The 25,666-nt window shown below is 57.7% G+C and carries 40 protein-coding genes; 36 read left to right on the top strand and 4 right to left on the bottom strand.

The features are described from left to right. The first annotated feature begins 32 nt into the window (after positions 1 to 32). The 5 genes from JNK62_01455 to JNK62_01435 all read left to right on the top strand — a co-directional run bounded on the left by JNK62_01455 (position 33) and on the right by JNK62_01435 (position 4,844). Positions 33 to 719, top strand: a complete 687-nt coding sequence (locus JNK62_01455; GenBank protein ID MBL8158184.1) for a tail fiber domain-containing protein — start codon at positions 33 to 35, stop codon at positions 717 to 719. Positions 720 to 723: 4 nt separating this feature from the next. Beyond that, complete coding sequence (locus JNK62_01450) at positions 724 to 1,569, top strand: hypothetical protein (GenBank protein MBL8158183.1); 846 nt, start codon at positions 724 to 726, stop codon at positions 1,567 to 1,569. A 1-nt stretch (position 1,570) separates the two neighbouring features. After that, a complete protein-coding gene (locus tag JNK62_01445) occupies positions 1,571 to 2,551 on the top strand; it encodes a hypothetical protein (protein ID MBL8158182.1) in 981 nt (326 codons plus the stop codon). 215 nt (positions 2,552 to 2,766) lie between these two features. Further along, positions 2,767 to 3,966 carry an elongation factor Tu gene (gene tuf / locus JNK62_01440; protein ID MBL8158181.1) on the top strand — a complete coding sequence of 400 codons (1,200 nt, stop codon included), beginning with the start codon at positions 2,767 to 2,769 and terminating at the stop codon, positions 3,964 to 3,966. Between the two features lie 104 nt (positions 3,967 to 4,070). Continuing rightward, on the top strand, positions 4,071 to 4,844 hold the full coding sequence (locus tag JNK62_01435) for a dienelactone hydrolase family protein (GenBank protein MBL8158180.1): 774 nt from the start codon (positions 4,071 to 4,073) through the stop codon (positions 4,842 to 4,844). Between the two features lie 46 nt (positions 4,845 to 4,890). Here JNK62_01435 and JNK62_01430 read toward each other — a convergent pair whose 3' ends face one another. Beyond that, on the bottom strand, positions 4,891 to 5,625 hold the full coding sequence (locus JNK62_01430; protein MBL8158179.1) for an inosine monophosphate cyclohydrolase: 735 nt from the start codon (positions 5,623 to 5,625) through the stop codon (positions 4,891 to 4,893). Positions 5,626 to 5,716: 91 nt separating this feature from the next. Here JNK62_01430 and JNK62_01425 point away from each other — a divergent pair, with 91 nt between their 5' ends. Continuing rightward, entirely contained in the window at positions 5,717 to 6,124 is a 408-nt protein-coding gene (locus JNK62_01425; GenBank protein ID MBL8158178.1) for a hypothetical protein, read from the top strand. A gap of 96 nt (positions 6,125 to 6,220) precedes the next feature. After that, on the top strand, positions 6,221 to 6,799 hold the full coding sequence (locus JNK62_01420; GenBank protein ID MBL8158177.1) for a DUF892 family protein: 579 nt from the start codon (positions 6,221 to 6,223) through the stop codon (positions 6,797 to 6,799). Positions 6,800 to 6,910: 111 nt separating this feature from the next. On the opposite strand, the gene JNK62_01415 is transcribed toward JNK62_01420, so the two are convergent. Next, the gene (locus JNK62_01415) at positions 6,911 to 7,261 is read right to left on the bottom strand and encodes a hypothetical protein (protein ID MBL8158176.1); all 351 of its coding nucleotides are present in this window, start codon (positions 7,259 to 7,261) and stop codon (positions 6,911 to 6,913) included. Between the two features lie 131 nt (positions 7,262 to 7,392). Between JNK62_01415 and rpsJ the strand changes: the two genes are divergently transcribed. The 15 genes from rpsJ (at position 7,393) to rplE (ending at position 14,560) form a co-directional block, all read left to right on the top strand. After that, entirely contained in the window at positions 7,393 to 7,752 is a 360-nt protein-coding gene (gene rpsJ / locus JNK62_01410; protein MBL8158175.1) for a 30S ribosomal protein S10, read from the top strand. A gap of 83 nt (positions 7,753 to 7,835) precedes the next feature. Beyond that, positions 7,836 to 8,222: a hypothetical protein gene (locus JNK62_01405; protein MBL8158174.1), complete on the top strand. Its 387-nt coding sequence runs from the start codon at positions 7,836 to 7,838 to the stop codon at positions 8,220 to 8,222. Between the two features lie 136 nt (positions 8,223 to 8,358). Beyond that, positions 8,359 to 8,967, top strand: a complete 609-nt coding sequence (rplC, locus tag JNK62_01400) for a 50S ribosomal protein L3 (protein ID MBL8158173.1) — start codon at positions 8,359 to 8,361, stop codon at positions 8,965 to 8,967. A 7-nt stretch (positions 8,968 to 8,974) separates the two neighbouring features. Continuing rightward, positions 8,975 to 9,646, top strand: a complete 672-nt coding sequence (gene rplD, locus JNK62_01395) for a 50S ribosomal protein L4 (GenBank protein ID MBL8158172.1) — start codon at positions 8,975 to 8,977, stop codon at positions 9,644 to 9,646. A 5-nt stretch (positions 9,647 to 9,651) separates the two neighbouring features. After that, complete coding sequence (locus tag JNK62_01390; protein ID MBL8158171.1) at positions 9,652 to 10,029, top strand: 50S ribosomal protein L23; 378 nt, start codon at positions 9,652 to 9,654, stop codon at positions 10,027 to 10,029. Between the two features lie 5 nt (positions 10,030 to 10,034). Next, positions 10,035 to 10,883, top strand: coding sequence for a 50S ribosomal protein L2 (rplB, locus tag JNK62_01385; protein MBL8158170.1), 849 nt, complete (start codon positions 10,035 to 10,037; stop codon positions 10,881 to 10,883). A gap of 55 nt (positions 10,884 to 10,938) precedes the next feature. Next, complete coding sequence (rpsS, locus tag JNK62_01380; GenBank protein MBL8158169.1) at positions 10,939 to 11,280, top strand: 30S ribosomal protein S19; 342 nt, start codon at positions 10,939 to 10,941, stop codon at positions 11,278 to 11,280. Further along, positions 11,277 to 11,723, top strand: a complete 447-nt coding sequence (gene rplV, locus JNK62_01375) for a 50S ribosomal protein L22 (GenBank protein MBL8158168.1) — start codon at positions 11,277 to 11,279, stop codon at positions 11,721 to 11,723. The genes rpsS and rplV overlap by 4 nt, the downstream gene beginning before the upstream one ends. 5 nt (positions 11,724 to 11,728) lie before the next feature. Next, a complete protein-coding gene (gene rpsC / locus JNK62_01370; protein ID MBL8158167.1) occupies positions 11,729 to 12,406 on the top strand; it encodes a 30S ribosomal protein S3 in 678 nt (225 codons plus the stop codon). A gap of 10 nt (positions 12,407 to 12,416) precedes the next feature. Next, entirely contained in the window at positions 12,417 to 12,839 is a 423-nt protein-coding gene (rplP, locus tag JNK62_01365; protein ID MBL8158166.1) for a 50S ribosomal protein L16, read from the top strand. 7 nt (positions 12,840 to 12,846) lie between these two features. Beyond that, positions 12,847 to 13,050 carry a 50S ribosomal protein L29 gene (rpmC, locus tag JNK62_01360; protein ID MBL8158165.1) on the top strand — a complete coding sequence of 68 codons (204 nt, stop codon included), beginning with the start codon at positions 12,847 to 12,849 and terminating at the stop codon, positions 13,048 to 13,050. 19 nt (positions 13,051 to 13,069) lie between these two features. Continuing rightward, complete coding sequence (gene rpsQ / locus JNK62_01355) at positions 13,070 to 13,312, top strand: 30S ribosomal protein S17 (protein ID MBL8158164.1); 243 nt, start codon at positions 13,070 to 13,072, stop codon at positions 13,310 to 13,312. Positions 13,313 to 13,319: 7 nt separating this feature from the next. Next, positions 13,320 to 13,700 carry a 50S ribosomal protein L14 gene (rplN, locus tag JNK62_01350; GenBank protein ID MBL8158163.1) on the top strand — a complete coding sequence of 127 codons (381 nt, stop codon included), beginning with the start codon at positions 13,320 to 13,322 and terminating at the stop codon, positions 13,698 to 13,700. Positions 13,701 to 13,704: 4 nt separating this feature from the next. Beyond that, positions 13,705 to 14,013 carry a 50S ribosomal protein L24 gene (rplX, locus tag JNK62_01345; GenBank protein ID MBL8158162.1) on the top strand — a complete coding sequence of 103 codons (309 nt, stop codon included), beginning with the start codon at positions 13,705 to 13,707 and terminating at the stop codon, positions 14,011 to 14,013. Positions 14,014 to 14,017: 4 nt separating this feature from the next. Continuing rightward, positions 14,018 to 14,560 carry a 50S ribosomal protein L5 gene (gene rplE / locus JNK62_01340; GenBank protein ID MBL8158161.1) on the top strand — a complete coding sequence of 181 codons (543 nt, stop codon included), beginning with the start codon at positions 14,018 to 14,020 and terminating at the stop codon, positions 14,558 to 14,560. Between the two features lie 40 nt (positions 14,561 to 14,600). Here rplE and JNK62_01335 read toward each other — a convergent pair whose 3' ends face one another. After that, positions 14,601 to 14,972, bottom strand: a complete 372-nt coding sequence (locus JNK62_01335; GenBank protein MBL8158160.1) for a retropepsin-like domain-containing protein — start codon at positions 14,970 to 14,972, stop codon at positions 14,601 to 14,603. Beyond that, positions 14,969 to 15,211, bottom strand: coding sequence for a hypothetical protein (locus JNK62_01330; protein MBL8158159.1), 243 nt, complete (start codon positions 15,209 to 15,211; stop codon positions 14,969 to 14,971). The genes JNK62_01335 and JNK62_01330 overlap by 4 nt, the downstream gene beginning before the upstream one ends. A 154-nt stretch (positions 15,212 to 15,365) precedes the next feature. Between JNK62_01330 and JNK62_01325 the strand changes: the two genes are divergently transcribed. The 14 genes from JNK62_01325 to JNK62_01260 all read left to right on the top strand — a co-directional run bounded on the left by JNK62_01325 (position 15,366) and on the right by JNK62_01260 (position 25,663). After that, positions 15,366 to 15,758, top strand: a complete 393-nt coding sequence (locus JNK62_01325) for a hypothetical protein (GenBank protein ID MBL8158158.1) — start codon at positions 15,366 to 15,368, stop codon at positions 15,756 to 15,758. 239 nt (positions 15,759 to 15,997) lie between these two features. Continuing rightward, positions 15,998 to 16,183, top strand: a complete 186-nt coding sequence (locus tag JNK62_01320) for a type Z 30S ribosomal protein S14 (GenBank protein MBL8158157.1) — start codon at positions 15,998 to 16,000, stop codon at positions 16,181 to 16,183. Between the two features lie 6 nt (positions 16,184 to 16,189). Next, the gene (gene rpsH, locus JNK62_01315; GenBank protein MBL8158156.1) at positions 16,190 to 16,585 is read left to right on the top strand and encodes a 30S ribosomal protein S8; all 396 of its coding nucleotides are present in this window, start codon (positions 16,190 to 16,192) and stop codon (positions 16,583 to 16,585) included. A 6-nt stretch (positions 16,586 to 16,591) separates the two neighbouring features. Continuing rightward, entirely contained in the window at positions 16,592 to 17,134 is a 543-nt protein-coding gene (gene rplF, locus JNK62_01310; protein MBL8158155.1) for a 50S ribosomal protein L6, read from the top strand. 5 nt (positions 17,135 to 17,139) lie between these two features. Then, complete coding sequence (locus JNK62_01305; protein MBL8158154.1) at positions 17,140 to 17,487, top strand: 50S ribosomal protein L18; 348 nt, start codon at positions 17,140 to 17,142, stop codon at positions 17,485 to 17,487. Further along, entirely contained in the window at positions 17,456 to 18,088 is a 633-nt protein-coding gene (locus tag JNK62_01300) for a 30S ribosomal protein S5 (protein MBL8158153.1), read from the top strand. Before JNK62_01305 ends, JNK62_01300 begins: the two co-directional genes overlap by 32 nt. Position 18,089: 1 nt before the next feature. Beyond that, positions 18,090 to 18,539: an uL15 family ribosomal protein gene (locus JNK62_01295; GenBank protein MBL8158152.1), complete on the top strand. Its 450-nt coding sequence runs from the start codon at positions 18,090 to 18,092 to the stop codon at positions 18,537 to 18,539. Between the two features lie 30 nt (positions 18,540 to 18,569). After that, entirely contained in the window at positions 18,570 to 19,829 is a 1,260-nt protein-coding gene (secY, locus tag JNK62_01290) for a preprotein translocase subunit SecY (GenBank protein MBL8158151.1), read from the top strand. A gap of 78 nt (positions 19,830 to 19,907) precedes the next feature. Next, entirely contained in the window at positions 19,908 to 20,117 is a 210-nt protein-coding gene (locus JNK62_01285) for a hypothetical protein (protein MBL8158150.1), read from the top strand. 82 nt (positions 20,118 to 20,199) lie between these two features. Then, entirely contained in the window at positions 20,200 to 20,448 is a 249-nt protein-coding gene (locus JNK62_01280; protein ID MBL8158149.1) for a hypothetical protein, read from the top strand. 456 nt (positions 20,449 to 20,904) lie between these two features. Next, positions 20,905 to 21,486, top strand: coding sequence for a hypothetical protein (locus JNK62_01275; GenBank protein ID MBL8158148.1), 582 nt, complete (start codon positions 20,905 to 20,907; stop codon positions 21,484 to 21,486). Beyond that, positions 21,483 to 22,103: a nucleoside monophosphate kinase gene (locus JNK62_01270; GenBank protein ID MBL8158147.1), complete on the top strand. Its 621-nt coding sequence runs from the start codon at positions 21,483 to 21,485 to the stop codon at positions 22,101 to 22,103. The genes JNK62_01275 and JNK62_01270 overlap by 4 nt, the downstream gene beginning before the upstream one ends. Beyond that, entirely contained in the window at positions 22,100 to 22,867 is a 768-nt protein-coding gene (gene map / locus JNK62_01265; GenBank protein MBL8158146.1) for a type I methionyl aminopeptidase, read from the top strand. Before JNK62_01270 ends, map begins: the two co-directional genes overlap by 4 nt. Positions 22,868 to 22,888: 21 nt before the next feature. Beyond that, positions 22,889 to 25,663: an ATP-binding protein gene (locus JNK62_01260; GenBank protein MBL8158145.1), complete on the top strand. Its 2,775-nt coding sequence runs from the start codon at positions 22,889 to 22,891 to the stop codon at positions 25,661 to 25,663. Positions 25,664 to 25,666 lie beyond the last annotated feature (3 nt).

The following is a 25,666-nucleotide window of genomic DNA, read 5'->3' as shown; positions in this document are numbered from 1 at the left end:
TTATTTATTATTTTTATACATAACCATCACGTATGACCCGTATCGCAACTCTCACCGCCAGCCACCTCACTGCTTCGGCAGTCGCGCTCGTTCTTTTCGGTACTGTTGTTGCGTACGCGTGGACAGGACCGACCGGTACGGCGCCGAACAGCAACGTTGCCGCCCCCATCAATACGAGTGCGACGGCGCAGGTGAAGAACGGTGCGCTCTCAGTGAGCACGCTCACAAACTATGGTGCGATCATGCAACAGATGAATGCATCGTACGATGTGTGGGTGCAAGGAGGGAGCACGACTGCCAGCGGCGATGCGCGCAACCTGGCGTTGCTCGGCGTCATCTCCACCGACCGCATCTATCTGAACTACAACGGCGAGTATGCAGGTGGGACCTATCTCGGCGGGAATGTCTATGCTGCAGGATACTTCCACACCTCGGATGCAAGTCTCAAGAAGGATGTCCGCCCGATCAAGGGACTCGATATCGTCAAGAAGCTGAGCGGCGTCCTCTTCACATGGAAGGAAAGCGGCAAGGCGTCCGCCGGTGTGATCGCGCAGGATGTCGAGAAGGTATTGCCCGAAGCGGTCATCACGGATGGCGATGGCATCAAGTCGGTTGATTACGACGCGCTCATCGCGCCGCTCATCGAGGCGGTGAAGGAGCAGCAGTCTGAGATTGACGGTCTTAAGGCGGAAATCGAGGCGTTGAAGGCGGCGCGATAGGCGTATGCGTGGGCACCTTCAAGCAGGCCTCACGATCGTGGCGATGCTCTCGCTCTTCGCAATCGCCATCGACGCCTCCGACAACTACACCGTGAATTACGGTACCAATCAGAGCATCACTGCACATACCGAGTGCCGGAAGGTAACAAATGCAAGCGCGACGGGGGCGAGTGTGTATGTTCCGACACAGACAGACGCCGAGTGGCAGTCGTTTTATACCAATCCTCCCGCAGGCGTAACGGCATCCGGGTGCGTAACACCCGGATCCCAGACCTTTAGCACTGCGGGCACATACTCCTTTACGGTTCCCGAGCATAATTCCATCACGGTGCAGGTGTGGGGTGGCGGCGGTGGCGGCGGTGGCAAAGATGGAGCAGCGAATATCGCGGGTGGAAGCAATGGCGGAACATCGAGCTGGGCTTCAGCAGTGATTGCGGGAGGCGGTGCTCGCGCAACTGTATCAGCAGGAGGTGCGGGCGGCACTGCTTCTGGCGGAACAACGAATACCTCTGGCGCAGCAGGCACCACCGCAGGAAAGGGGGGTAATGGCGCCAACGGCGGTGCTGGTGGGGCTGCACTCCCGAGCTCGGATCCAGGCCCGGGTAATCCTGGAAGTGCACCAGGTGGTGGAGGGGGAGGAGCTGCGCTCTATACGATGAAGACTGGCGTGTTTATTCCTGCCTCAGGCGGCGGCGGCGGTTCGTATTCGACACGTACTTATACCTCAGGCACCTATACGCCGGGTAGTTCGGTCACCATTGTAGTTGGGGCAGCAGGAGCAGGGGGAAATGGCACTGCACAGGACGGCGGCCGCGGGGGCGCGGGTCGCGTCATCGTGACGTGGAACTAATATGCACAACAGGCTGTCGGCAGCCCTCACTTCAATCGTCGTCCTCTCCCTCTTCGCGATCGTCATCGACGCGTCGGATAACTACACGGTCAACAATGCAGCGAGCTTGGATATCACGGCGCATACCGTGTGCCGCGACGTCACGAACAACAGTGCGACGGGCGCGAGTGTCTATGTGCCGACCGAGAGCGCCCTTGAATGGGAGTCTTTCTATACAAACCCTCCTGCGGGCGTGACGGCAGGTTCGTGTGCGACGACGGTTACGATCACTGCAGACAGGTCGAATGTGAATCTGTGCACGCTCGCCGGCAATCCGACTGCTCCCGGGGACTACATCTTCGTCATCGAGTCAGGGGTCGATGTTTATTCGACGAACACGTCGAATGCCGCACTGGTGACGGGTAGCTGCTGGCCGACGGGCACCACACTGACGGTCATAAATAAAGGGCGTATCTATGGCAAAGGCGGCAAGGGCGGCGATGGTAGCGATGCTAATTCATCGAATCCGCCGAGCCCACAGGCAGGTGCGGCAGGAGGTCCGGCGATTTCCATGTCGTATCCGCTCAGCATCAATAATTCGAGCGGATATATCTACGGCGGTGGGGGTGGAGGCGGTGGGGGTGGGGCATCGTACGGAAAAGGCGCTTCAACGGGAGGTAATGGTGGCGGTGGCGGGGCATCCGGGCCATCAAGCTCGGCGGGTGGCGCGGGCGGTTCTTCGCAGAACACAAGTGCTGGTGTGAAGGGGGCTTCGGGGACGACGTCTGGCGGCGGCGCTGGAGGTGAGAAGGGTATCTATGGTATGGGTGGCGACGGAGGGGCTTTCGGTGCGTCCGGCACGAAAGGTGGGACCGGTAGCGGAGGGAGCCATCCAGGAGCGAACGGCGGGGCCGCTGGCAAGGCGATCGACATGAATAATCGCGCCCTCACCTGGCTCGGCGGGAACACCTCTTCGCGCGTGAAGGGCTCTGTCAGCAATTAAGGGCTCAAATACAGGCTGAAATGGGCGGTTATTCACTTGCGCTCCATGGGAGTTTTGGTAGTATGCAGGCACGCACGCTCTGTGCGTATTTCTTTGCCTATTCTTTCTGTGCGGCGTAGCGACCCGCATATAAGCAGGGAGGGGAAAAGCGAAGAAAATACCGGAGCACTCTAACGCGTTGGCAAATTATTTAGCAGGTAATTATTCAATTCCATATGGCAGGAGAATTTGCACGAACGAAGCCGCACGTGAACGTCGGAACCATCGGTCACGTCGACCATGGCAAGACGACGCTCACCGCAGCGATCCTCACCGTCCTCTCGAAGGCTGGCAACGGCTACTCGGCGACGACGAAGGGTGTCGATGAGATCGACAAGGCACCGGAAGAGAAGGCGCGTGGTATCACCATCTCGCTCTCTCACTCGGAGTACGAGACGCCGACGCGTCACTACGCGCACGTGGATGCACCGGGCCACGCCGACTACATCAAGAACATGATCACGGGTGCCGCTCAGATGGACGGCGCCATCCTCGTGGTTGCAGCGACTGACGGTGTCATGCCGCAGACCCGCGAGCACATCCTTCTTGCGAAGCAGGTTGGCGTGCCGAAGATCGTGGTCTTCCTCAACAAGGTAGACATGGTTGATGACAAGGAGCTCGTTGATCTCGTCGAGGAGGAAATCCGCGACTTGCTCGACAAGCAGGGCTTCGATGGTAAGAATGCACCGGTCATCCGCGGCTCGGGCCTCAAGGCGCTCGAGAATCCGGATGCAGGTAACGAGTGGTCGGGTAAGGTCATGGAGCTCATCAAGGCACTTGATGAATACATCCCGGAGCCGGCTCGTGAACTCGACAAGCCGTTCCTCATGGCTATCGAAGACGTCTTCTCGATCGAAGGTCGTGGAACCGTCGTCACCGGTCGTATCGACCGCGGTGTCGTGAAGGTCGGCGAAGAAGTCGAGATCATCGGTATCAAGGACACTGCGAAGACCACGGTGACGGGCGTTGAAATGTTCAACAAGTCCCTTCAGCAGGGTCAGGCAGGCGACAACGCTGGTATCCTCCTTCGCGGTCTCAAGAAGGAAGATGTCCACCGAGGCCAGGTCCTCGCGAAGTCGGGCACCGTCAAGCCACACACCGAGTTCGATGCTGAGGTCTACATCCTCACCAAGGAGGAAGGCGGTCGTCACACACCGTTCTTCACCGGTTACAAGCCGCAGTTCTACATCCGCACCACGGACGTCACCGGCGAGGTTACCCTCGCACAGGGCGTCGAGATGGTCATGCCGGGCGACACTGTCACCTTCAAGGTGAAGCTTGTCGGTCCGATCGCGATGGAAGAGCAGATGCGTTTCGCTATCCGCGAGGGTGGCAAGACGGTCGGCGCAGGCGTCGTGACCAAGATCACTGCCTAATCCCTCTAGGATTCAGCACGAAAAAATCCGCCGAGAGGCGGATTTTTTCGTGCGCCATTCTCCCAATCTTCATGCGTGCGGTTCATGATGTATTGTTACGGCATATGTTGAAGTACCTTTTTGCGCTCGTGGCGCTCATTGCACTCGGGGGAGGTTACTGGTATTACTCGAATGGCTCGCAAACTATGAACAATAATTCTGACAGCACAGAGATCACGGCCGGAGACGTCGCATACTTCGGGAATGCGACCGGCTACTTCGCGCGTCCTGCAGACGATCGCACCTATCCGGGAGTCGTCCTCATCCACGAGAACCGCGGACTCAGACCGGAGATAAAGAAGACGGCAGAGGATCTCGCGAAGGAGGGATACATGGTGCTCGCTGTGGATCTCTACAAAGGTAATGTGCTCGAGACACAGGAGGAAGCGCGTGCGTATTCGTCGCAGTTCAATCAGGAAGAGGGAACCGCGAATCTCCGCGCCGCAGTGAAATACCTCCGCGATAACGGTGCTACGAAGATCGCCTCGTGGGGCTGGTGCTTCGGTGGCAGGCAGTCGGTGAATCTCGCCATCTCAGGCGAAAAGCTTGATGCAACGATTGTGTATTACGGCTCCGGCATCCCGACGACCACCGAACAGCTCTCTCCCATCAAGTGGCCGGTCATGGGCGTCTTCGGTGATGCCGACCAGGCGATTCCTACGACGACCGTGAAAGCGTTCGAGGATTCTTTGAATACTCTCGGCGTCGAGAACGAGATCTATATGTATCCGGGCGTCGGTCACGCGTTCGCGAATCCGTCGAATCCGAATCATGCACCGAAAGAAACCGCTGACGCATGGCAGAAATCCGTCGCGTTCCTCGATAAGTACTTGAAATAGGGAAGTAAGAAAAGTAAAAGGCCCTGCCAAAATGGCAGGGCCTTCGTCAGTACTGGTTGATGATATGCGTCAGGGATTTGCCTGTTTCCTGATTGATTACCTTCGCCGCAATCGCGATGCGATTGTCGGGATCAAGCGCCTGCCAGATCTGCAGGGCGATCCGTGCTGGCATGCGGCTCTTGATACGCATCAGGTACGGATGCTGCGAGAACGACGGCAACGGATCGCCGTCTCCGTCGTACGTATGGACGCAATACCCGTATCCGCGTCGCATGACTTCGTACTCGTAGTACGTACGGACGCACTCTCCCAAGAGCGAGCGCGAGAGTATTGCGATCTGGAATGCGGGCCGTCTGCCGCCGGCGAACCGGTCATACATCGCCGTGATGCGGGGAGTGTAATTCGGTTCATCCGGTTCGTATTGCCACTCGAACATCGCTTCGCGGAAACCGCTGCCGAGGTGCTTCTCGGCGTTGAAGATGGTGTCGGTCTGCTTGCCGTTCGAGACGACGTATCGATCGTCTTCCTCGCGCATCGCGTTGTAGATGATGAGCGAAGGGTCTTTGACTTTCTTAGGATCGATCGGCGCCGTCTTCACGAGATGATCTTCCTGCACCAGTTGCCGATTACGACTGTTGTCGCTGCGGCCCATCAGCCAGTACACCTGGACGATAGAGTCACCGTCAGGCGATCGGCCCATGATGAATCCGCGTCCGGGATAGGAGTTCGTCCTGAGGAACTCCATGTTCCTTTCGACTTCGGTATCAATGATGCGTTCCATCAATTGCTCCTTTCTGAACATTCCCGCGGGCACCCTAGCATAGGGGGAGGGGTTCTGCTATTGTCTGGCCAGTTTGAAATTGGAGGTCTGCATGGACATGTATACGTTCCTCGAGAGTGAGCTCGCGAAGCATGTGAAGTTCTACGCACAGAAGCTGCGCGAGACGAAGTCGTCGTTACGTCATCTGCGGATGCGTCGAAATACCGAGCGAGTACGTTTCTCGGTACATCTCCATGACGGTTGGTCCGACGAAAAGGAGGTCACGATACGATCGCGGCCCTCGCTCGAAAAAGCCATGAAGGCTGCGACAGCCAGCTACCGGAAGATCAATAATCGTTCCGATGTGCAGGCGCGATGCACCGTAACTGCGTTCGTTCCTGCTCCGGGCGGGAGTGCGCGAATAAATCTCCCGAGATCGATGTGGGGGCAGTATTTCGACGAGTACTCGAAAGCGCCTCCTCCGAAGCCACCACGTGGCGGCTCGCCGTTTCGTGACTGACCATCGCCCGCAGCGCTCACGCGCCGCGGGCTCTTTCACTTCGGGTTCATAGCCGGCCTATACAACTGGCGTATTACTCATATTCGAAATACGCATATGGCAACCACCAAGAAAAAGCAGTCCAACTATTCGACCCTCCACGATCTCCTCATCCTGAAGCTCAAAGCATTGCACTACACCGAGAGTGAACTCATGAAAGCGCTGCCGAAGATGGCGAAGGCTGCATCGGATACGCAGCTGAAGCAGGCGTTCACGACGCATCTCGATGAGACGCGCGTACAGAAGGATCGCCTCGCACAAGCGCTCGGGATGCTCGGTGCAACCGGCAAGATGATGGAGAAATCCGCCGCCATCGATGGTCTCATCGAAGACGCCGCATGGTGCATCGCCAACATCAAAGATGCCGAAGCGCGTGATGCCTCGCTCATCGCCGCAGCGCAGTACATCGAACACTACGAGATGGCCGGGTACGGCTCGGCGAAAGCGTGGGCGGAAGAGATGGGGCATAGGGAAGTCGTCGATCTCCTCCAAGAGACGCTCGATGAGGAAAGCGCGGCCAACGACAAGCTGACGACGCTTGCAGAGAGCGGCATCAACGACGAAGCCAACGACATGCATGAAGAAGGCTCGCTCGTCGAGAAGGTGAAAGACACGATCGAATCCGCGGTGCGGTAGTGTGTTTCCGTTGCGCCATCGCGCTGCATCTTTTCTGTCGCTACATGACCAATGGCTGGCAGGACTCTTGGGTGGGTATAAGTCACTTTTCAAATAGAAAACCGCCGCGCATTACTGCGCGACGGTTCCGATCTTCGTGAGCTCCTTATCCATGAGATGCATCAGCTTCTCTGTCGGAAAGAGGATGTACTTCCGTTTGTCTCGCGGATGATTCTCGACCCGTATGAGACCGGCGTCTGCTGCTTGACGGATGTACTTCGGTCCGCTGCTCGCCGGATCCGCATGCATGAATGCTGCAGCGTCACGCATCGTCGGGTATTTGCCGCGCCGGTGCCAGACGTACACGCCGAGCAAGAGGCTCGGAAGGAATCGCCGCGCTTCGCGAGACCATGAATAGTCCAGCCAAGTGCCACGCATGAAGTCGAGCAGATAAGCCGCAAGCGCGATATCAGGTTGCCTCATGTTGCCTCCTGCGAAGAACCTACCATGCGCTGGATCGATCGGGCAAGCAGCAAATAGGGGAAGGGGCACCCCTGTCAATGTGGCCTAGAACTTGCGTTTTTCCCTCGGGTAGGGCATACTCGCGAAGTTCTATGACAGCGACCAAGACAGCTAAGCGCGCGAAGAGCGCGAAGAAGGGGGACGGCGGAAGCCGCCTCCGCATCAAAGTACGTGCCTATGAGCACGCGGTCTTGGATCGTTCCGTCAAGCAGATCATCGATACTGCTTCCCGCTACAACGCAACCGTCATCGGCCCAGTCCCGCTCCCGATCGACATCAAGAAGTACACCGTGAACCGCTCGGCGTTCATCGACAAGGATTCCCGTGAACAGTTTGAGATGCGCGTCCACAAGCGCATGATCGACATCGTGAACCCTGAGGCGAAGGTCATCGAGGCGCTCACCAACATCGACCTTCCATCCGGCGTCTCCATCGACGTGAAGATGATGTAGTCCATCGGACGACCCCTGAAAAATCCCCAGAATACGGGGATTTTTCGTTTCTGGCCCCTGCAAGGGGATATACTGCTGCGTATATGGCTCTCACTCGTCGCCTCGCGCTCTTCTTCGTCATCATCGCCCTCATGCCGTTCTGGGCCGGAGCGCAACAGGATGACGCGGCGCTCCGCGAAGCTATCCGCGCGGACATCATGAATGATCCACGCTCTTCAAGCATGACGGAGGCCGAGGTGGAGGCGATGGTAGACGCCCTTGCGGTCGAGGCGCAAGAGCAGGGAGCTGCTTCGGACTACCTCGAGGCCCGCAGTTCGACCTTCAATACTCCTGAAATCCCAGTCTACGACCCGCCCCTCCTTACCACCAGCAACGCCCTCGCTATAGCAGCTTTGGCCCTGCTTCTCGTCTTGGGTGGGGTAGCGACCTTCCTCATACGCAACCGCCGGAAGGCGCAGCCGACCGAATAGGCCGGACATTTGCGTTTCCTAAGAGTGTGGTGTATATTTCGGCGACCTCAAACGAGGCACCCATGTCCCCATAGGGACCACTGGCCCGGAATTCCCAGAATCCCGCGCTAGTGCGCGGTTTTTTCATTCAAAAACTATGAAATTCATGCTCGGCGTGAAGGGTCGTATGACCCAGATATTCGATGACAAAGGCACCGTTTCTGCGGTGACGATCATCACTGCTACCCCGATGAAGGTGACCCAGGTGAAGACCATCGAGAAGGACGGCTACCAGGCTATCCAGGTAGGCGCAGGGGAGCGCAAGGAGAAGAACCTCTCCGCACCGGTAAAGGGCCATCTCAAGGATTTGGGCGCTGTCCGCCACATCCGCGAATACCGCACGACCGAAGCTTCGGAGCGCGGTGCAACCATCGACGTCTCGAACTTCACGGAAGGTGATGTCGTTGCGGTCTCTGCAATCTCGAAGGGTAAGGGCTTCCAGGGCGTCGTTAAGCGCCATGGTTTCAAGGGAGGTCCTCGCTCGCACGGTCAGAAGAACAAGGAGCGCGCACCGGGCAGCATCGGTGGCGGTGGTCGTGCAGGTGGTCGCGTCGTGAAGGGTATGCGCATGGCGGGACGCATGGGCGGCGATCGCATCACGGTCAAGAACCTCAAGGTCCTCAAGATCGATGCCGCAAACAATACGCTTATGATCTCCGGTGCTATCCCAGGTCGCCCGGGTACGCTTGTCGAAATCCGTGGCTAAACATTTTATGAAAACCGACATCTACAACGCACAGGGTAAGAAGGCAGGTTCCGTCGAACTTCCGGAGAACATCTTCGGTGTCGAATGGAATGACTCGCTCATGCACCAGGTCGTCACCTCGATGCAGGACAACGCACGCACCAACGTGGCGCACACGAAGGGTCGCGGCGACGTCCGCGGTGGCGGTCGCAAGCCGTGGAAGCAGAAGGGTACCGGCCGCGCTCGTCACGGTTCGTCCCGTTCTCCGATCTGGAAGGGCGGCGGTGTGACCCACGGTCCTCGCAACGAGAAGATCTTTGCGCGTACCATCCCAGCGAAGATGCGCGCAAAGGCACTCTTCATGGCGCTCTCCAAGAAGCTCGCCGCAGGTGAGATCGTCTTCGTCGATTCCTTCGGAATCGAGAAGCCGTCCACTGCATCTGCAAAGAAGACCCTCGTCGCACTCTCGAAGGATTTCACCAAGCTCTCCGCAAAGAAGAAGAACGCCGCTCTCGTCGCATTCTCGGATGCGAAGGAGGCATCCTCGAAGAGCTTCCGTAACATCGGCAACGTCGTTTCGAGCTCCGTGAAGGATCTCAATCCGGTCGCGGTCCTCAAGCACACCTACATCGTCATCGAAAATCCGGATGCTGCTGTCGCGATCCTCGCGCACCGCGCTCCGAAGAAGGCATCTAACTAACGCATATGGCACTCTTTTCTCGTAACACCAAAGCAACCAAGAAGGCAGCTGCGCCGAAGGAAACCAAGGCGGTAGCAGCGGCTTCTGTCCCGGCAATGAAGAACACGTACGCACACGTGCTCATGAATCCGCGCATCACCGAGAAGGCGACCTTCGCATCCGCGAACAGCGTCTACGTCTTCGACGTCGCTACCTCGGCGAACAAGAAGCAGATCGCATCCGCGATCGAAGCTACCTACAAGGTGAAGCCTCGTCAGGTCCGCATCGTCACCATCCACCCGAAGACGGTCCGCAATATGCGCACCGGTAAGTACGGCACGAAGCAGGGTGGCAAGAAGGCGTACGTCTACCTCGCGAAGGGCACGACTATCACAATCTCGTAACGCGTATGTCTATCAAAACCTATCGTCCGATCACCAAGAGCTCCCGTGCAATGACGCGCATCAACTACCGCGCGGCACTCTCCGGCCACAAGCCGCACAAGGCACTCAAGGGCGGCGGCAAGCGCGGCTTCGGTCGCAACAACCAGGGCCGCATCACCATGCGCCATCGCGGCGGCGGTCACAAGCAGCTCTGGCGCGATGTCGATTTCAATTTCGACAAGAAGAACATCCCAGCGAAGATCACTACGATCGAGTACGATCCGAACCGCTCTGCGTTCATCGGTCTCGCAGTCTACGCAGATGGCGCGAAGCGCTACATCATCGTCCCGAAGAACGCGCAGGTAGGGGATAGCTTCCTCGTTTCCGAGACCGCGCCGGTCACCCGCGGTAACCGCCTCCCGCTCAAGAACATGCCGGTCGGTACCTTCGTCTACAACATCGAAGTGAAGCCGGGCAACGGCGGCAAGATCGCCCGCTCTGCAGGTAATTACGCAGAAGTCATCGCACAGGATGGTGGCTACACCCACCTCAAGATGCCGTCGACGGAAGTCCGCCGCATCATCGGTGGTGCATGGGCAACCGTCGGTGAAGCCTCGAACGATGAGCATCACCTCGTGAACATCGGTAAGGCAGGACGTAGCCGCTGGATGGGCAAGCGCCCGACGGTCCGCGGTACGGCTATGAACCCGGTTGATCACCCACACGGTGGAGGTGAAGGTAAGCAGGGTCGCGGTTTGCGCCGCGCAAAGACCCTCTGGGGTCGCCCGTCTGGCAAGGGTCAGAAGACTCGTCGCCCGAAGAAGTACTCGAACGTCTTCATCGTCAGCCGCCGCCGCGTCGGCAAGAGGAAATAATGCGAAAATATTTTGACTTATAGCCAAATTCCAGCTACAGTAGCCCCGCACAACTATGACACGCTCACTTAAGAAAGGTCCGTACATCGACGAGAAGTTGATGAAGAAGGTCTCGGCACGCAAGCCGGGCGCTGGCGGCATTAAGACGTGGGCGCGCTCATCTCAGATCGCTCCGGAATTCGTGGGCTTCACCTTCCTCGTGCACACCGGCAAGAACTTCGACGAAGTCTTCGTCACCGAAGACATGGTGGGTCACCGCCTCGGCGAATTCGCACCGACGACCAAGTTCGGCCGTCACGGCGGTAAGATGCAGAAGGAGATCGAACAGAAGGCAAAGGAGAGCGAGATCGCTGCTGCACAGGCTGCAAAGGGCGCCGCTGATGCCAAGAAGAAATAACTATGAAAGCACTTCTTACCAACTTCAAGCAGTCTCCGCGTAAGGTCCGCCTCGTCGCAGACATGATCCGTGGCAAGCGCGTCCTCATCGCGCGCGATCTTCTCGCGTTCACGCCCAAGAAATCTGCTCCTGAACTCGAGAAGCTTCTCGCGTCTGCTATCGCGAATGCGCGTCAGCAGGGGATGAACCCGGAAGACCTCGTCGTGAAGTCGATCTCCGTCGACAAGGGAGCAGTCCTCAAGCGCTTCATGCCGAAGGCTCGTGGCCGCGCAGGCCGCATCCTCCGCGTCATGTCGATCGTAAAGATCGAGCTCGGCGCTGCAGGTGCAGTTTCGAAGAAGGCTGCAAAGAAGGAGACAAAGGCTGAAGCTCCGGTTGCCGAAGCTGTTGAAAAGAAGCCGGCTGCTAAGAAAGCCGCTAAGAAGAAGGCCAAGGCCGAATAATTTATATGACACACACAGTACATCCATACGCACATCGCCTCGGCGTCATCCGCGACTGGAAGTCGCGCTGGTTCGCTGCAACGCCGCTCCAGTACCGCCAGAACGTGATGATCGACACGCGCATCCGCAGCTTCCTCAAGAAGCGCCTCCGCGGCATGTATGTCACTTCGGTCGAGATCGAGCGCACCCGTCAGGCTATCCGCATCCTCATCAAGACCTCCCGCCCGGGTATGGTCATCGGTCGCGGCGGCGAAGGCTCCCAGACGCTCACTAAGGAGATCACCAAGGTCGCACAGTCCGTGAAGGGTGCACCGAAGCTTCCGGTCAAACTCGACATCGAAGAAGTCCGCTCTCCTGAATCGCAGGCTCCGGTCGTCGCGTACATGATCGCGGAAGGCCTCGAAAAGCGCCAGACGTTCCGTCGCGTCCTCAAGCAGACCGTCGAGAAGGTCATGGCAAACCGTGACGTCCAGGGTGTGCGCATCGCGCTCTCCGGCCGCCTCGGCGGCGCTGAGATGTCCCGCCAGGAAGAGATCAAGCGTGGCCGCGTCCCGCTTCAGACCATCCGCGCCGACATCGACTTCTGCCGTGAGAATGCATATCTCCCGTATGGTGTCATCGGTATCAAGGTCTGGATCTACCGCGGCGATATCTTCGACGACAAGAAAGGCGCACGCGCATAATTGAAACCGTATGTTGACTCCTAAGAAAACCAAGCATCGTAAGTGGCAGACCGGTCGCCGCCGCAACGCGCGACTCGTAAAGCCTGAGACCCGCGGTATCACCGTGGCATTCGGTTCATTCGGCATCAAGGCGACGAGTCAGGCTCGCGTCACGTCGAACCAGATCGAAGCTGCTCGCCGCGCGCTCTCGCGCGCTGCAGGCAAGACCGCGAAGATCTGGATCCGCGTCTTCCCCGACCGTCCTTTTACTCAGAAGGCTGCAGAAGTCGGCATGGGTTCGGGGAAGGGTGATGTGCAGGGCTACGTCTTCGACGTCCGTCCGGGCCGCGTCATCTTCGAAGTCGACGGCGCACCTGAGGCGATGGCTCGCGAAGCACTCCGCAAGGCAGGCACCAAGCTCCCGTTGAAGACCCGCGTCATCGCACGTCAGTAATACGCATATGGCAGACATCACTAAGAAATCAGCAGAAGATTTGCAGAAGGAGATCGCGGAGAAGCGCGAGGCGCTTCGTGTGTTCCGCTTCGGCGGCGCAGGTTCCCGCACCCGCAATGTCCGCGAGGGCCGCAACCTCCGCCACGAGATCGCCCGCATGCTCACCGAACTCAAAGCCCGCACGATTGCTAATTCGAAGAAAAACGGCTAAGATGCGCCGACTTTAAGATATGGAAACCAAAACCAACAACGGAAAGATCCTCCACGGCGTCGTCGTGAAGTCGGCTATGAAGGACACCGCAACGGTGGCTGTTTCCCGCTACGAGAAGCATCCGAAGTACCAGAAGTTCATGCTCAAGACCAAGAAGTTCCTCGTCCACGACGCAGGCAATGAGGTTGCGGTCGGCACCAAGGTCGCTATCCGCGAGATCAAGCCGATGTCCAAGCGCAAGCACTTCGAGATCGTGAAGTAATACCTATATGATTCAGGACCGCACACTCGTAAAGATCGCAGACAACTCCGGAGGACAAATCGGACGCATCTTCAAGGTGCTCGGCGGTTCCAAGAAGCGCTACGCACAGGTCGGCGACCAGGTCGTCATCTCCATCCAGACCGCACAGCCGCGCAAGGCCGTGAAGAAGAAGGAAGTGCACAAGGCAGTCGTCGTCCGCCAGACCAAGGCTATGCGCCGCAAGGATGGCAGCTACATCCGCTTCGATGACAACGCCGTCGTCCTCATCACCGGTTCCGGTAAGGACCCGAAGGAGCCGAAGGCATCCCGTGTGTTCGGTCCGATCCCGCGCGAAGTCGTCGAGCGTGGCTATCAGCGCATCGGTACCTTGGCACCGGAAATCGTCTAACTATATGAAGATCAAGAAAGGAGACAAGGTGATCGTCATCGCCGGAAAGAACAAGGGAAACACGGGCACGGTCGTGCGCGTCCTTCCTAAGCACGACGCGGTCGTCATCGACGGCGTCAACATGGTGAAGAAGCACCGCAAGGCTACTCGCACGAGCGGTAAGGGTCAGATCATCGACAAGGTGATGCCGATCCACATTTCCAACGTCGCTGTCATGGATCCGAAGGATGGCAAGCCGTCCCGCATCAAGATCACCCGCGGCAAGGATGGCTCGCGCCAGCGCGTCGCAGTAAAGAGCGGTTCGAACCTCTAATTTTATGGCAACAACTCACACCGTTAAGGAAAAGGCACAGGGCGCATTCGCCGCGATGAAGGGAGATTTCTCCTACACCAGCGCGATGCAGGCTCCACGCATCCAGAAGGTCGTCGTCTCCACCGGCGTCGGCTCCGTCCACGACAAGAAGAAGCGCGAGCTCATCCTCGATCGCCTCACCAAGATCGTCGGTCAGCAGCCGGCTCCTCGTTCGACGACCAAGTCCATCGCGACCTTCAAGACCCGCCGCGGCGATCTCGCTGGCTACATGGTTACGCTCCGTGGTGCTCGCATGTACTCCTTCCTCGATAAGCTCAACAACATCGTCTTTCCGCGCGTCCGTGACTTCCGCGGCCTCAACGCGAAGGCTATCGACGAGATGGGGAACATCACCATCGGCCTCAAGGAGCACACCGTCTTCCCGGAAACGGCAGACGAAGAAGCGAAAGATCTCTTCGGCCTCGCAGTCACCATCACGACGACCGCGAAGACCAAGAAGGAAGCAGAAGCCTTCCTCCGACACATCGGCCTCCCGCTCAAAGCGTAAGAAAGAAAAGACCACTCGCGAGAGTGGTCTTTTGATTTTTCTAATCGATATACTGCAGATCAGTGAAGGCATCTTTGAAATCAAGGATTACGCGGAAGTTATGTAATACTCGCGTGCCGAGCAGGGCGTATTCTACGTGAGCGCCTTCAAACACATCGATCGGCAGGTTTTCGAATAGTACGGGATCGATCAAGATGCGAGCATATCCTTGCTGGAATTCAGCGTCGGCGCCGCTTGCGGTTTTTGCGAAGTAAACAGGTTCTTCAGTCAGAATCCCATACCGGTCGGCGATACTCTTTCCCATCCACAAAGTGCCAGCGTAGCCCGTATCCAAGATGCAGCGAAGCGGCCGCTTATTGCATTCGATGATGATAAGCGGCCGCGAGAATATCGGATCGAATGCATGTCTCATGCGCCGACCCGTTGCGTATAAGGATCGGGGCCGATTTTCCGCCCATATCCTTTAGTCTTGTTGCCGAAGAGGTGCTTGAACGCAGGGCCGGCCTCATAGATATCATCTCCCAGAACGTATAAGCCTGTAGTGACGTCGATGATGATGACCTTGCCGTTGAGCTTCGGTTCCAGCTTCGGCTTGAGGCGTCGATAGATACGCTCGCCCTTTTGCCGGATCTCTTCACCTTTCTGGCTCATGTGAACCTCCTTAATGACCAGTCTCTATACACCATACGCGCACGCAATCGATTGGGCAATGCATATTCACACGAGGGAATAGTGCGTCGCTCAGTCCCGCTTATACTGACCGCACCTCTCGATCCCGAGGGGATTGTTCTTTGGAGGATGTTCGATGAAAAGTCTTCTGTTGGGCGCGGCTCTCGCGGCGTGTCTTTCGACGAGCGCGTTCGCGCAGAGCGTCTGCGGCTTCACCATGCGTGCGGCGAACGATGGTTCGGATTCGTTCGCGATCTCCGGCCCTGTCTGCAACAGCATGGAAGCGGCGATCGCGGTCGCGTACTATCAAGCGACCGAGGGCTTCAGTCCGCGCGAGTCGGTCAATTACGTCAATGGCCGTCGGCACGACCAATCGTGCTTCATGGCTTCCGGCGGCACCGCGCGGAAGATCTCCACCGAGGTGAAGCACGACCAGGACAACGACGCTCTTGTCGTCCAGATCTGGGAGTTCAAGAGTCCGACCCTCGTACGGACCCTCATCTCGGCCCACTACCGCGACTGGTGCTAATTCGCACCCTACACTGGCTCGCCGCGTGCCTTAACGCGGCTTTTTCTTTTATTTGACTTAGGCCCCCTCAGGGGGTAGTATGCACGGGCCTCGTAGGGGGCCTGAGTTTGAGTAAGTCCGAGGGGGAACCTGAGGAAACTGCCAGAATCTAGGCCACGAATCGGGAGTCCATAACCCACGGCGGAAGCCCGGGTGCAGGCCTCGAAACACTCCTCAGGCTTACAACCAATCTTTTATCTATGGCCAAGAAATCGATGATCGTGAAAGCTAACCGTACGCCGAAGTTCTCTTCGCGTACCGTACGCCGCTGCTTCAAGTGCGGCCGTCCGCGTGGCTTCATGCGCGATTTCAACCTCTGCCGCATCTGCTTCCGCGAGGAGGCGCTTGAGGGCAACATCCCGGGCGTTAAGAAGTCCTCTTGGTAATTCCGTATGATTACTGACCCTGTCGGAGATCTCATCAACCGCCTGCAGAATGCCGGCGCTGTGAAGCAGACCACCGTGTCTGTCCCGTTTTCCATGTACAAGCTCGCGATCGTCGAGAAGCTCAAGGCCATCGGCCTCGTCGGTGGTATCGAGAAGAAAGGTAAGAAGGTCAAGAAGACCCTCGACATCACGCTTAAGTACGACGCAGCAGGCAAGCCGGTCATCAACGGTGCGAAGCGCGTCTCGAAGCCGGGCCGCCGCCTCTACCGCTCGGTGAGCGAAATCGTCCCTGTCCGCTACGGTCACGGTCACCTCATCCTCTCGACGCCGAAGGGTATCAAGACCGGTCTTGAAGCACGCAAGGAGAAGGTCGGCGGTGAAGCCCTCTTCGAAATCTGGTAAATCTATATGTCACGAATCGGAAAACTCGCAATCGCAATCCCAGCAGGTACCGACATGTCGGTCTCTTCTGAGAGCATCACGGTAAAGGGGAAGGGCGGCACGCTCGTGCGTCCGATGCACCCGGCAGTGAAGGTTACCGTCGAAAACGGCAACGCTTCTGTCGAACCGGCAAACAACACCCGTCTCGCAAAGGCGCTCTGGGGTACCTACGCTGCGCACGTCCGCAACATGATCGCCGGCGTCAACACGCCGTTCCAGAAGAAGCTCCAGATCGAAGGTATCGGTTTCAAGGCTGAGCTTCAGGGCAAGAACCTCAAGATGGCACTCGGTTTCTCGCATCCGGTCATCGTCGCGGTTCCGGAAGGTCTCACGGCAGTCGTCGAGAAGAACATCATCACCATCTCGGGCGCAGACAAGGATGCGGTCGGTCAGTTCGCTGCATCGGTCCGCGAGATCAAGAAGCCGGAGCCATACAAGGGCAAGGGCATCCGTTACGAAGGCGAAGTCGTACGCCAGAAGCAGGGTAAGAAGGCCGCAGCATCCTCATAACGCATATGCAGACTCTTTCTAAAACACAGCAGCGAGAACGACGTCACCGACGCGTCCGTGCGAAGGTGATGGGCAGCGCAGAGCGCCCACGCCTTTCGATCTTCAAGTCGAACACGCGCGTCGTCGCACAGATCATCGACGACAACGCAGGAAAGACGCTTGCGGCGGTTTCTTCTTCCGAAGCAAAGGGCAAGACCCCGCGCGAGAAGGCAGAAGCAGCAGCAGAGACCCTCGCGGCAGCAGCACAGAAGGCAGGCGTGAAGAAGGTCGTCTTCGATCGCGGCGGCTTCCAGTATCAGGGCACTATCAAGGCGTTTGCTGATGCAGCGCGTAAGGCAGGACTCGACTTCTAATGTTATGACTAACGAAACGACACAGGTGGCAGATACGCAGACTCCGGCAGACGCTCCGCGCCAGGATTTCCGCGGCCGTGGTCCGCGCCCAGGTGGGGATCGTCGTGGTGGCCCCGGCGGCCGTGGCCCTCGTGGTCCGCGCCGTGATCGAGGGGACGCTCCGCGCTCCGAGTTCGCTCAGAAGATGCTCGGCATCCGCCGCGTCGCCCGCGTCATGGCAGGTGGTCGCCGCTTCAATTTCTCCGTCTGTATGGTCATCGGCGACAAGAAGGGTCGTGTCGGTGTCGGTCTCGGCAAGGCAATGGACACCCAGCTCGCGATCGAAAAGGCGACCCGCCACGCGAAGAAGAACATGATCACGCTGGACCTCACCAAGACGAACTCCATCAAGCACAACATCGAGGCGAAGTACGCAGCCAGCGTCGTCGAGATCCGCCCATCTCCGGGTCGTGGTCTCGTCGCCGGTTCCGCTGTCCGTGCGGTCCTCGAGCTCGCAGGGGTCACCGACGTTACCGCAAAGATCCTCTCCCGCAGCCACAATTCCATCAACAACGCACGCGCTGCTATCGAAGCGCTCAAGACTATCGAAAAGAAACACTAATATGACCGGCCTTCACACACTCAAGCGAATGACGAAGCGTCCGTACCGCCGTGTCGGTCGTGGCCAGTCTTCTACCCGCGGCAAGACCTCCGGGAAGGGCGGCAAGGGCCAGACTGCGCGCGCAGGTGCGAAGATCCGCCCGGCTCTCCGCGACATCATCAAGAAGATCCCGAAGCGCCGTGGGTACGGCAAGAATCGTGGTCGCACCGTCTGGGAGGCAAAGCCTCGTCCTGTTACCGTCTCACTCGCGACGCTCGAAGCACGCTTCGACGGTTCGGAGGTCACTCCGAAGGCGCTTGTCGAGAGCGGTATCGTCCGCGCAGGGAAGACCGGCGCACCAAAGGTGAAGATCGTCGGCTCTGAATCGAAGAAGAAGTTCAAGTTCTCTGGTGTCATCGTTTCCGCAGGTGCGAAGGCGGCCATCGAGAAGGCAGGGGGCAGCATTTCCTAACCTAAACAAAATCCTATGTTCGACGCATTCATGCGAAAGCTCAGGATCGTCGTAGAAGATACGACGCTCCGCAACCGAATCCTCTTCGCGCTCGGCGCGCTTGCGGTCTTCCGCTTGCTTGCGGCGATCCCGATCCCGTCGGTGGACTCGTTCGCGCTCCAGCAGTTCCTCTCGAACAACCAATTTCTAGGCCTCCTCAACATCTTCTCCGGCGGCGGCTTTTCCAATCTTTCCATCGTCATGCTCGGCGTGGGTCCGTACATCACGGCATCCATCGTCATGCAGCTCCTCACGGTCCTCGTGCCGAAGCTGAAGGAGATGTATCAGGAAGAAGGTGATGCCGGTCGCGCTCGCTTCATGCAGTACTCGCGCTTCCTCACGGTCCCGCTCGCGCTCATCCAGGGTTTCGCGTTCCTCCTCATCCTCCAGCAGCAGGGGATCATCGCACCGATGACGCTTGAGAGCGCGATCACCAACACGCTCATCGTGGCAGCCGGTTCGATCCTTCTCATGTGGATCGGAGAGCTCATCACCGAGTTCGGCATCGGCAATGGCGTCTCGCTCATCATCTTCGCAGGTATCGTGGCGATCATCCCGTCGACGCTCGCACAGCTCATCTTCAGCTTCGACATCGCACAGCTTCCGACCTACATCGCGATGGCAGCAGTCGGTGTGGCGATCACGGCAGGCGTCGTCTACATCTCTGAGGCAGAGCGTCCGATTCCGGTTACCTACGCACGTCGCGTCCGCGGTTCGAAGGTCATGGGCGGTGTTTCCACCTACCTCCCGCTTCGCGTGAATCAGGCAGGTGTCATGCCGATCATCTTCGCGCTTTCGTTCCTCTTGTTCCCGCAGATGATCGCGACCTTCCTCGCTAACTCCTCGATCCCGTGGCTCTCGTCGGGTGCGAACAGCGTCCTCGCCGGCCTCAACAACCAGGCGCTCTACGGCACGATGTACTTCGTCCTCGTCTTCGTATTCACGTACTTCTACACCGCTATCACATTCGAGCCGAACCAGATCGCGAAGAACCTCCAGAAGAACGGCGCATTCATCCCGGGCGTCCGCCCAGGGAATACGACCGCTGAGTACCTCGGCAACATCATCACGCGCATCACGCTCGTGGGAGCCCTCTTCCTCGGTCTCATCGCGGTCATGCCGATCATCCTCCAGGGTCTGACCGGTATCACGGCGCTCACGATCGGTGGTACGGCGCTTCTCATCGCCGTTTCCGTCGTCCTCGACGTCGTGAAGAAAGTCGACGCACAGACATCCATCCGCGAGTACTAGAAGAGGTAGTTTGACAAAGGCCACTGAGATGATATAATATATCTCAGTGGTTTTTTGTTAGGGAAGAAGGAGAGAGAAGTGAAAGCGATTCTTCTTGTGGCCATGCTGATGGCGAGCGGCACAAAGGAGCAAGAGTGCCAGATCCTCTACAAGGATTCGGTGACGGGTGAGCAAGGGGGTGTCGGCTGGATGCCGTATACCGAAGCGCACCAGACCGCCGCTATCTGGCGGAAAATGTCTCCGACGACCAGGTACACCGTCGTCTGTCGCGGCGAATTCCGCACCTAGCCGATCATAAGGACTGCCAACAATGGCAGTCCTTTCTTTTTTGCGGCATAATCCTAACAGGTAATGTACTTCAGGAGGCACCATGTCTACTGCAGAGAAGTGGAAAAATCGCGGTGAAATCCGAAAGCAAGCTCGAATCAAAGGTGAAGAGATCTTCGGTAAGATTCAGGAAAAATTGAAAGGCTTAAAACCTGAGATGCTTGTTGTCATTAACACGACCAATGGTGAATACTTGGTCGGTGAGAATGAGAAGGATCTGATGATTGAATTTCAAAGACGATTCGGACAGAGCGATATAGGTTGGATGCGCGAGATTGGGGGTGGCAAATGACCACCCCTTCCTTTATCAGAGGCCGCATCGATACGAAAAAGCGCCCTTTGGCAATGCTGGAGTGGCGAAATGGTGTTCGTGCGTTAGCGATTATCGACACGGCTTTCGACGGGTATCTATTTCTTGGCGATACACTTGCCGGGGAACTGAATTTCGAACCAACCACAATTTTTCGTCCTGTCTCCTACGCAAGCGGGAACGGAGAAATAGAACTATCGCATGGCGAAGTATTCTGGAAAGGACAGTGGATACGTATAAGTGCACATGTCGTAGATGACTCAGAGCGAACACATGCTACGACAGAGCCTGCGGTCTTAATTGGTACAAGATTGCTCTTTCCAGATGTTCTAACAGTCGACTTTCTTGAAGAGTGGTGGAAAGTCGAGTCGAAATGATTTCGGGAGCTCGCTTATGTCGCGAGCTCCTGATTTTCTTTTTTATGCTAGGATGCCGTTCATGTTACGTAACGCCGTCGTGATAGCGGGGCCCGCAGGTAGCGGCAAGGACTCCATCATCAAAGGGGTCTTGGCACGTTGTCCGAACACTGTCTTCGCCGTGAACGCGACGACGCGCGCGCCGCGCCCTGGGGAAAAGCATGAGAAGAACTACTACTTCCTCTCCAAGGACGAATTCCTCGCCGGACTCGCTGACGGGAGTATCCCCGAGCATTACCACCGACCGGATACTGATACTTACTACGGCCTCTACAAGCCCGGCCTCGATAAGAATGTTTCAGCAGGGAAGGTAACGCTTTTCCAGATACAAATTGTTGGCGCGAAATACTTGAAAGAAAACTACGATGCGACGACATTTTTCATCATGCCGCCGTCGCTCGATGCATTCGAGAAGCGCATCCGCGCCCGAGCGCCGATGAGCGATGTGGAGTGGGAGGAGCGCCGGAAGTTCACCGAACGGGAGATCAAAGAAGAGGCTCCATTCTACGATTACCGCATTACGAACGAGGACGGGAAGCTCGATCAGGCGATCGACGAGGTGATAGAAATCCTGCGCAAAGAAGGGTATACTCTCGGTGCATGACAGACACGCCCAACCCTGCCAATCCGCGGCCGTTATCGGTCCTTTTTTTCGGTTCCCAGGGGGCCGGTAAGGGGACGCAGGTAAAGATGCTCATGGAGCACCTCACAAAGACCCAGCCGGAGCGCGGCATCATCCACATCGATATGGGTGCGGAACTGCGCGCACTACGTGACACCGGTTCCTACACAGGGAAACTGACCGGCAGCGTCATCGACCAAGGGAACCGCATGCCGGATTTCATGGCTATCTATCTCCAGACCAAGAAGATCGCGGAGAATCTCATCGCCGGAGACGAGCACATCATCGCGGATGGCCTCGCGCGCGGACCAGAACAGACGGCCGCATTCGACGACGCGATGAAGTTCTTCGGTCGCGATGATTTCACCATCGTCTCGATCGAGCTCACCGAAGCATCCGTGATGCAGCGACTCCTTGCACGCGGCCGCAACGACGACACCGAAGAGGCTATCAAGAAGCGTCTTGCCTGGTACCATTCCGATGTCATTCCGCAGCTCGAACTCCTGAAATCCCGCGGCCGCAAGGTCATCTCCGTCGACGGCGAGCCAGACGTCGAGACCATCCATGCCAACATCCTCCGTGAGTTAGGACTTTCATGATCGCGAAGACGAAACAAGACTACGAATTGCTGCGCGAGAGCGGCCGACGCCTCGGTTCCCACTTGAAAGAGCTCTCGAAGATGGTGAAGCCCGGGGTTTCTCCGAAAGAGATCGATCTTAGGGCGCGTGAGCTTTTGAAGGCTGATGGCGATACCGCGGCATTCCTGGGCTACGGCTCTGGTCGCAACGGTGAGAAGTTCCCGTCAGTCATCTGCATTTCGGTGAACGACGTCATCGTCCACGCGCCGGGCAGTATCATCACGAAGCCGTTTGGAGAAGGTGATGTGGTCACACTCGATTTCGGTGTGAAGCACAAAGGCTATTTCACGGACCATGCGGTCACGCTCATCGCCGGAACGGGCGATCCGAAGGACGAAGAGATGGTGAAGGCCGCGTATGAGGCGCTCGCGGCAGGCATAGCGCAGGCACGCGTGGGCAATACGACGGGCGACATCGGTGAAGCAGTAGAAACCGTCGCGAAAAAATATGGATTAGGCTTCCCGAAAAACCTCTCCGGACACGGCGTCGGCAAGAAGGTTCACGAGGAGCCGCACGTCCCGAACTACCGCGACCCGCGTTTCGATGTCCCGCTCGAAGAAGGACTCGTCATCGCCATAGAACCGATGTTCACGCGCGGTTCCGGGTCGCTTTTCGTCGACGAGGACGGTTTTTCATACCGCACGAAAGATGGTTCTCGCTCCGCACATACCGAACACACGATTATCGTCACGAAAAAAGGGCCGGAGATCATCACTGCGGTGTAGCGCGATGCTATACTTTTCCCCATGCAACCGCGCACAGGGGAGCGCTTCAGGCCTGCGACGGCATTCAAATCTCCCGAAGAGGAGCTCGCATTCCTGCGCGAGCGTGTCGCCGAGAAAGAGCGTGAGCTCGAAGTAGAGGGAAACGCGTTCGAGAAAGAGCGTATCGCGAAGCGTGAAGTGGCCGAATACGGCGTCGCTCCGGCGAAGGCGGTCCTCCACGAAGCGACGGTGCTTCCCGAACACGAGACGCTCCGCATCGCGCTTGATCTCCAGCCGGAAGCACATGATGCACAGATGGACGGGCTTCTCAAGGTCGTCGCCGAGCACGGTATCCGCAATGCGCTCTCTGTCGCGGCCCGTCTCAAGAACCCCCACATCGAAGACGATCTCCATCGTATGTTGGTGCGCTATATCGCCGAGGGCTTGCCGCAGAAAGGGATGAAGCCGCCGGAGAGGATCGCGCGCGCCCTCCACCTCGTCCTCTTCGAGATACATCCGCAATCCCACGGGGAAAGCGAAGATAAAAGCCAGCACAAGCTTGAACAGTTCTTAGCGTCATCTGAGCAACTTTACTCGGGATTTCTCTCGCTCATCGGCGCTGATGAGGGTTTTTCTATTGAAATAGCAGTCCCGGAGGGTACTGAGGAGGCATCGATTTTCGTGGCCGTACCGCGTGAGAAGCAGGCATTGGCGGAGCGCCTCATCTCCTCGGTCTTCCCGAATGCCCGCATCAGCGAGTTACGTGGCGATTATAACCTCTTCAATTACGACGGCCACCATGCCGCAGCGTACGCGACGCTCCATGAGCATCCGGCATACCCCCTGAAGACCTACGAATCCTTCGAGCATGATCCGATGAATGTGCTTCTCGCGGCGTTCGCGAAGCTCGCCAAGCATGGAGAAGGTGCGGGACTCCAGATTGTCGTCTCGAACGAAGGAGAGCGGTACAACAACCACTACAAGAAGATCTTGCGCGCACTCGAACACGGAAAGCCGCTGGAGAAAGCATTGAAGACCGCTGAGACCGTCTTCGGTGATTTCGTGCACGACGTCGTCGACGAACTGTTCTCCTCCAAGGAGGCGAAAGCGAAGGCGGAGGGGCAGCAGATGCGTCGTCAGGGGGATCAGGTGGCGACCGAGGCCATCGGCCGCAAGATCAAGAGCCGTATCGTACCGACGGTCATCCGTCTCGTCACTTCAGCACCGGATGAGGCGCGAGCGGAACAGCTCTTGAAGAACCTCATTGCGCCGTTCAACCAGTTCGATGATCCGAAGGGGAACCGCATCCACTTCAAGCATGTCGGTAGCTGGGGCATGACAGCTTTCCTGCGCGAATTCACCTACCGCACGTTCGATCATTCGACCGCCATTCCGCTCAATCTCGCGGAGCTTTCCACGATGGTCCATCTCACTGCCGAGCGTGTCACTACGTCGCGCGAATTGAAGAAAGCGCACGCGAAACAGGCGCCAGCACCGGTCGAGATGCCGGCGGATGGTATCCAGCTTGGTCTTAACCGCTACGGTGCTGATGAGCGGGAAGTCCGCTTCGGTGCGCAGGATAGGTTGCGTCACTGCTACGTCATCGGACAGACGGGTACCGGTAAGACCGGTCTCATCAAGAACATGATCATCCAGGACATGCGCAACGGGGAAGGTGTGGCCTTCATCGATCCGCATGGCAATGACATCGAGGATGTACTTGCGGCGGTCCCGCCCGAGCGTATCGAGGATGTGATCTACTTCGACCCGGCGCATTCCGACCGCCCCATGGGACTCAATATGCTCGAGTACGATCTCTCGCGACCGGAGATGAAGACGTTCGTCATCGACGAGGTGTACCAGATCTTCCGCAAGCTCTATGCGGATGTCCCTGAGGCGTTCGGTCCGATGTTCGAGCAGTACTACCGCAATGCAGTGCAGCTCGTCGTCGAAGATCCGGACACCGGTTCCACCTTTCTGGAGATTCCGCGTGTGTTCGCGGATAAGTCATTCCGCGATCTCAAGCTTTCGCGCTGCAATAATCCGGTTATCGTCCAGTTCTGGAAGAAGATCGCCGAAGGTCCGCAGGGTGATGCGGCGCTGCCGGAGATCGCGCCGTACATCACCTCGAAATTCGATGTCTTCCTCGCGAACGACATCATGCGCCCGATCGTGGCGCAGCAGCAATCGGCATTCGATTTCCGCGACATCATGGACAACAAGAAGATCTTCCTTGCGAACTTATCAAAGGGCCGTCTGGGGGAGCGTAATGCCTCACTCTTGGGACTCGTGCTGGTCTCGAAGTTCCTGCAGGCGGCATTCTCCCGCGTAGACACCCGTAGCGAGCTGCCGACCTTCTATCTCTATATCGACGAATTCCAGAACTTCGCGACGCCATCCATTTCCACCATCCTCTCCGAGGCGCGTAAGTACAAGCTCTCGCTCACCGTCGCCCACCAGTTCATCGCGCAGCTTCCTGAAGAGATCCGCGATGCGGTCATCGGCAATGTGGGGACCAAGATCGCGTTCCGCATCGGCACCACCGACGCGGAATTCCTGGAGAAGCAGTTCCATCCGGTCTTCACCCGCAATGACCTTGAGAATCAGGAGAATCGTCATGCATCGGTGGCGCTTCTCGTGAACGGCACGCCGGCGCGACCGTTTACGCTCCGCACCTCGGATCTTCCGCGCTTCAATCATGGTCATGTTGACGCACTCAAGGAACTTTCGTATCGTACGTTCGGTCGCGACCGGGAGGGGATCGAAGCCGAGATACGTGCTCGCTTCGGTCAGTCTCCCGACGCATCCACCTATTAGATA

The sequence above is a fragment of the bacterium genome (assembly GCA_016789445.1).
Classification (GTDB): domain Bacteria; phylum Patescibacteriota; class Minisyncoccia; order Phycocordibacterales; family UBA2100; genus UBA10103.
Note: the sequence above shows the minus strand (reverse complement) of the source record. Positions and strands in the feature narration are given on the sequence as shown.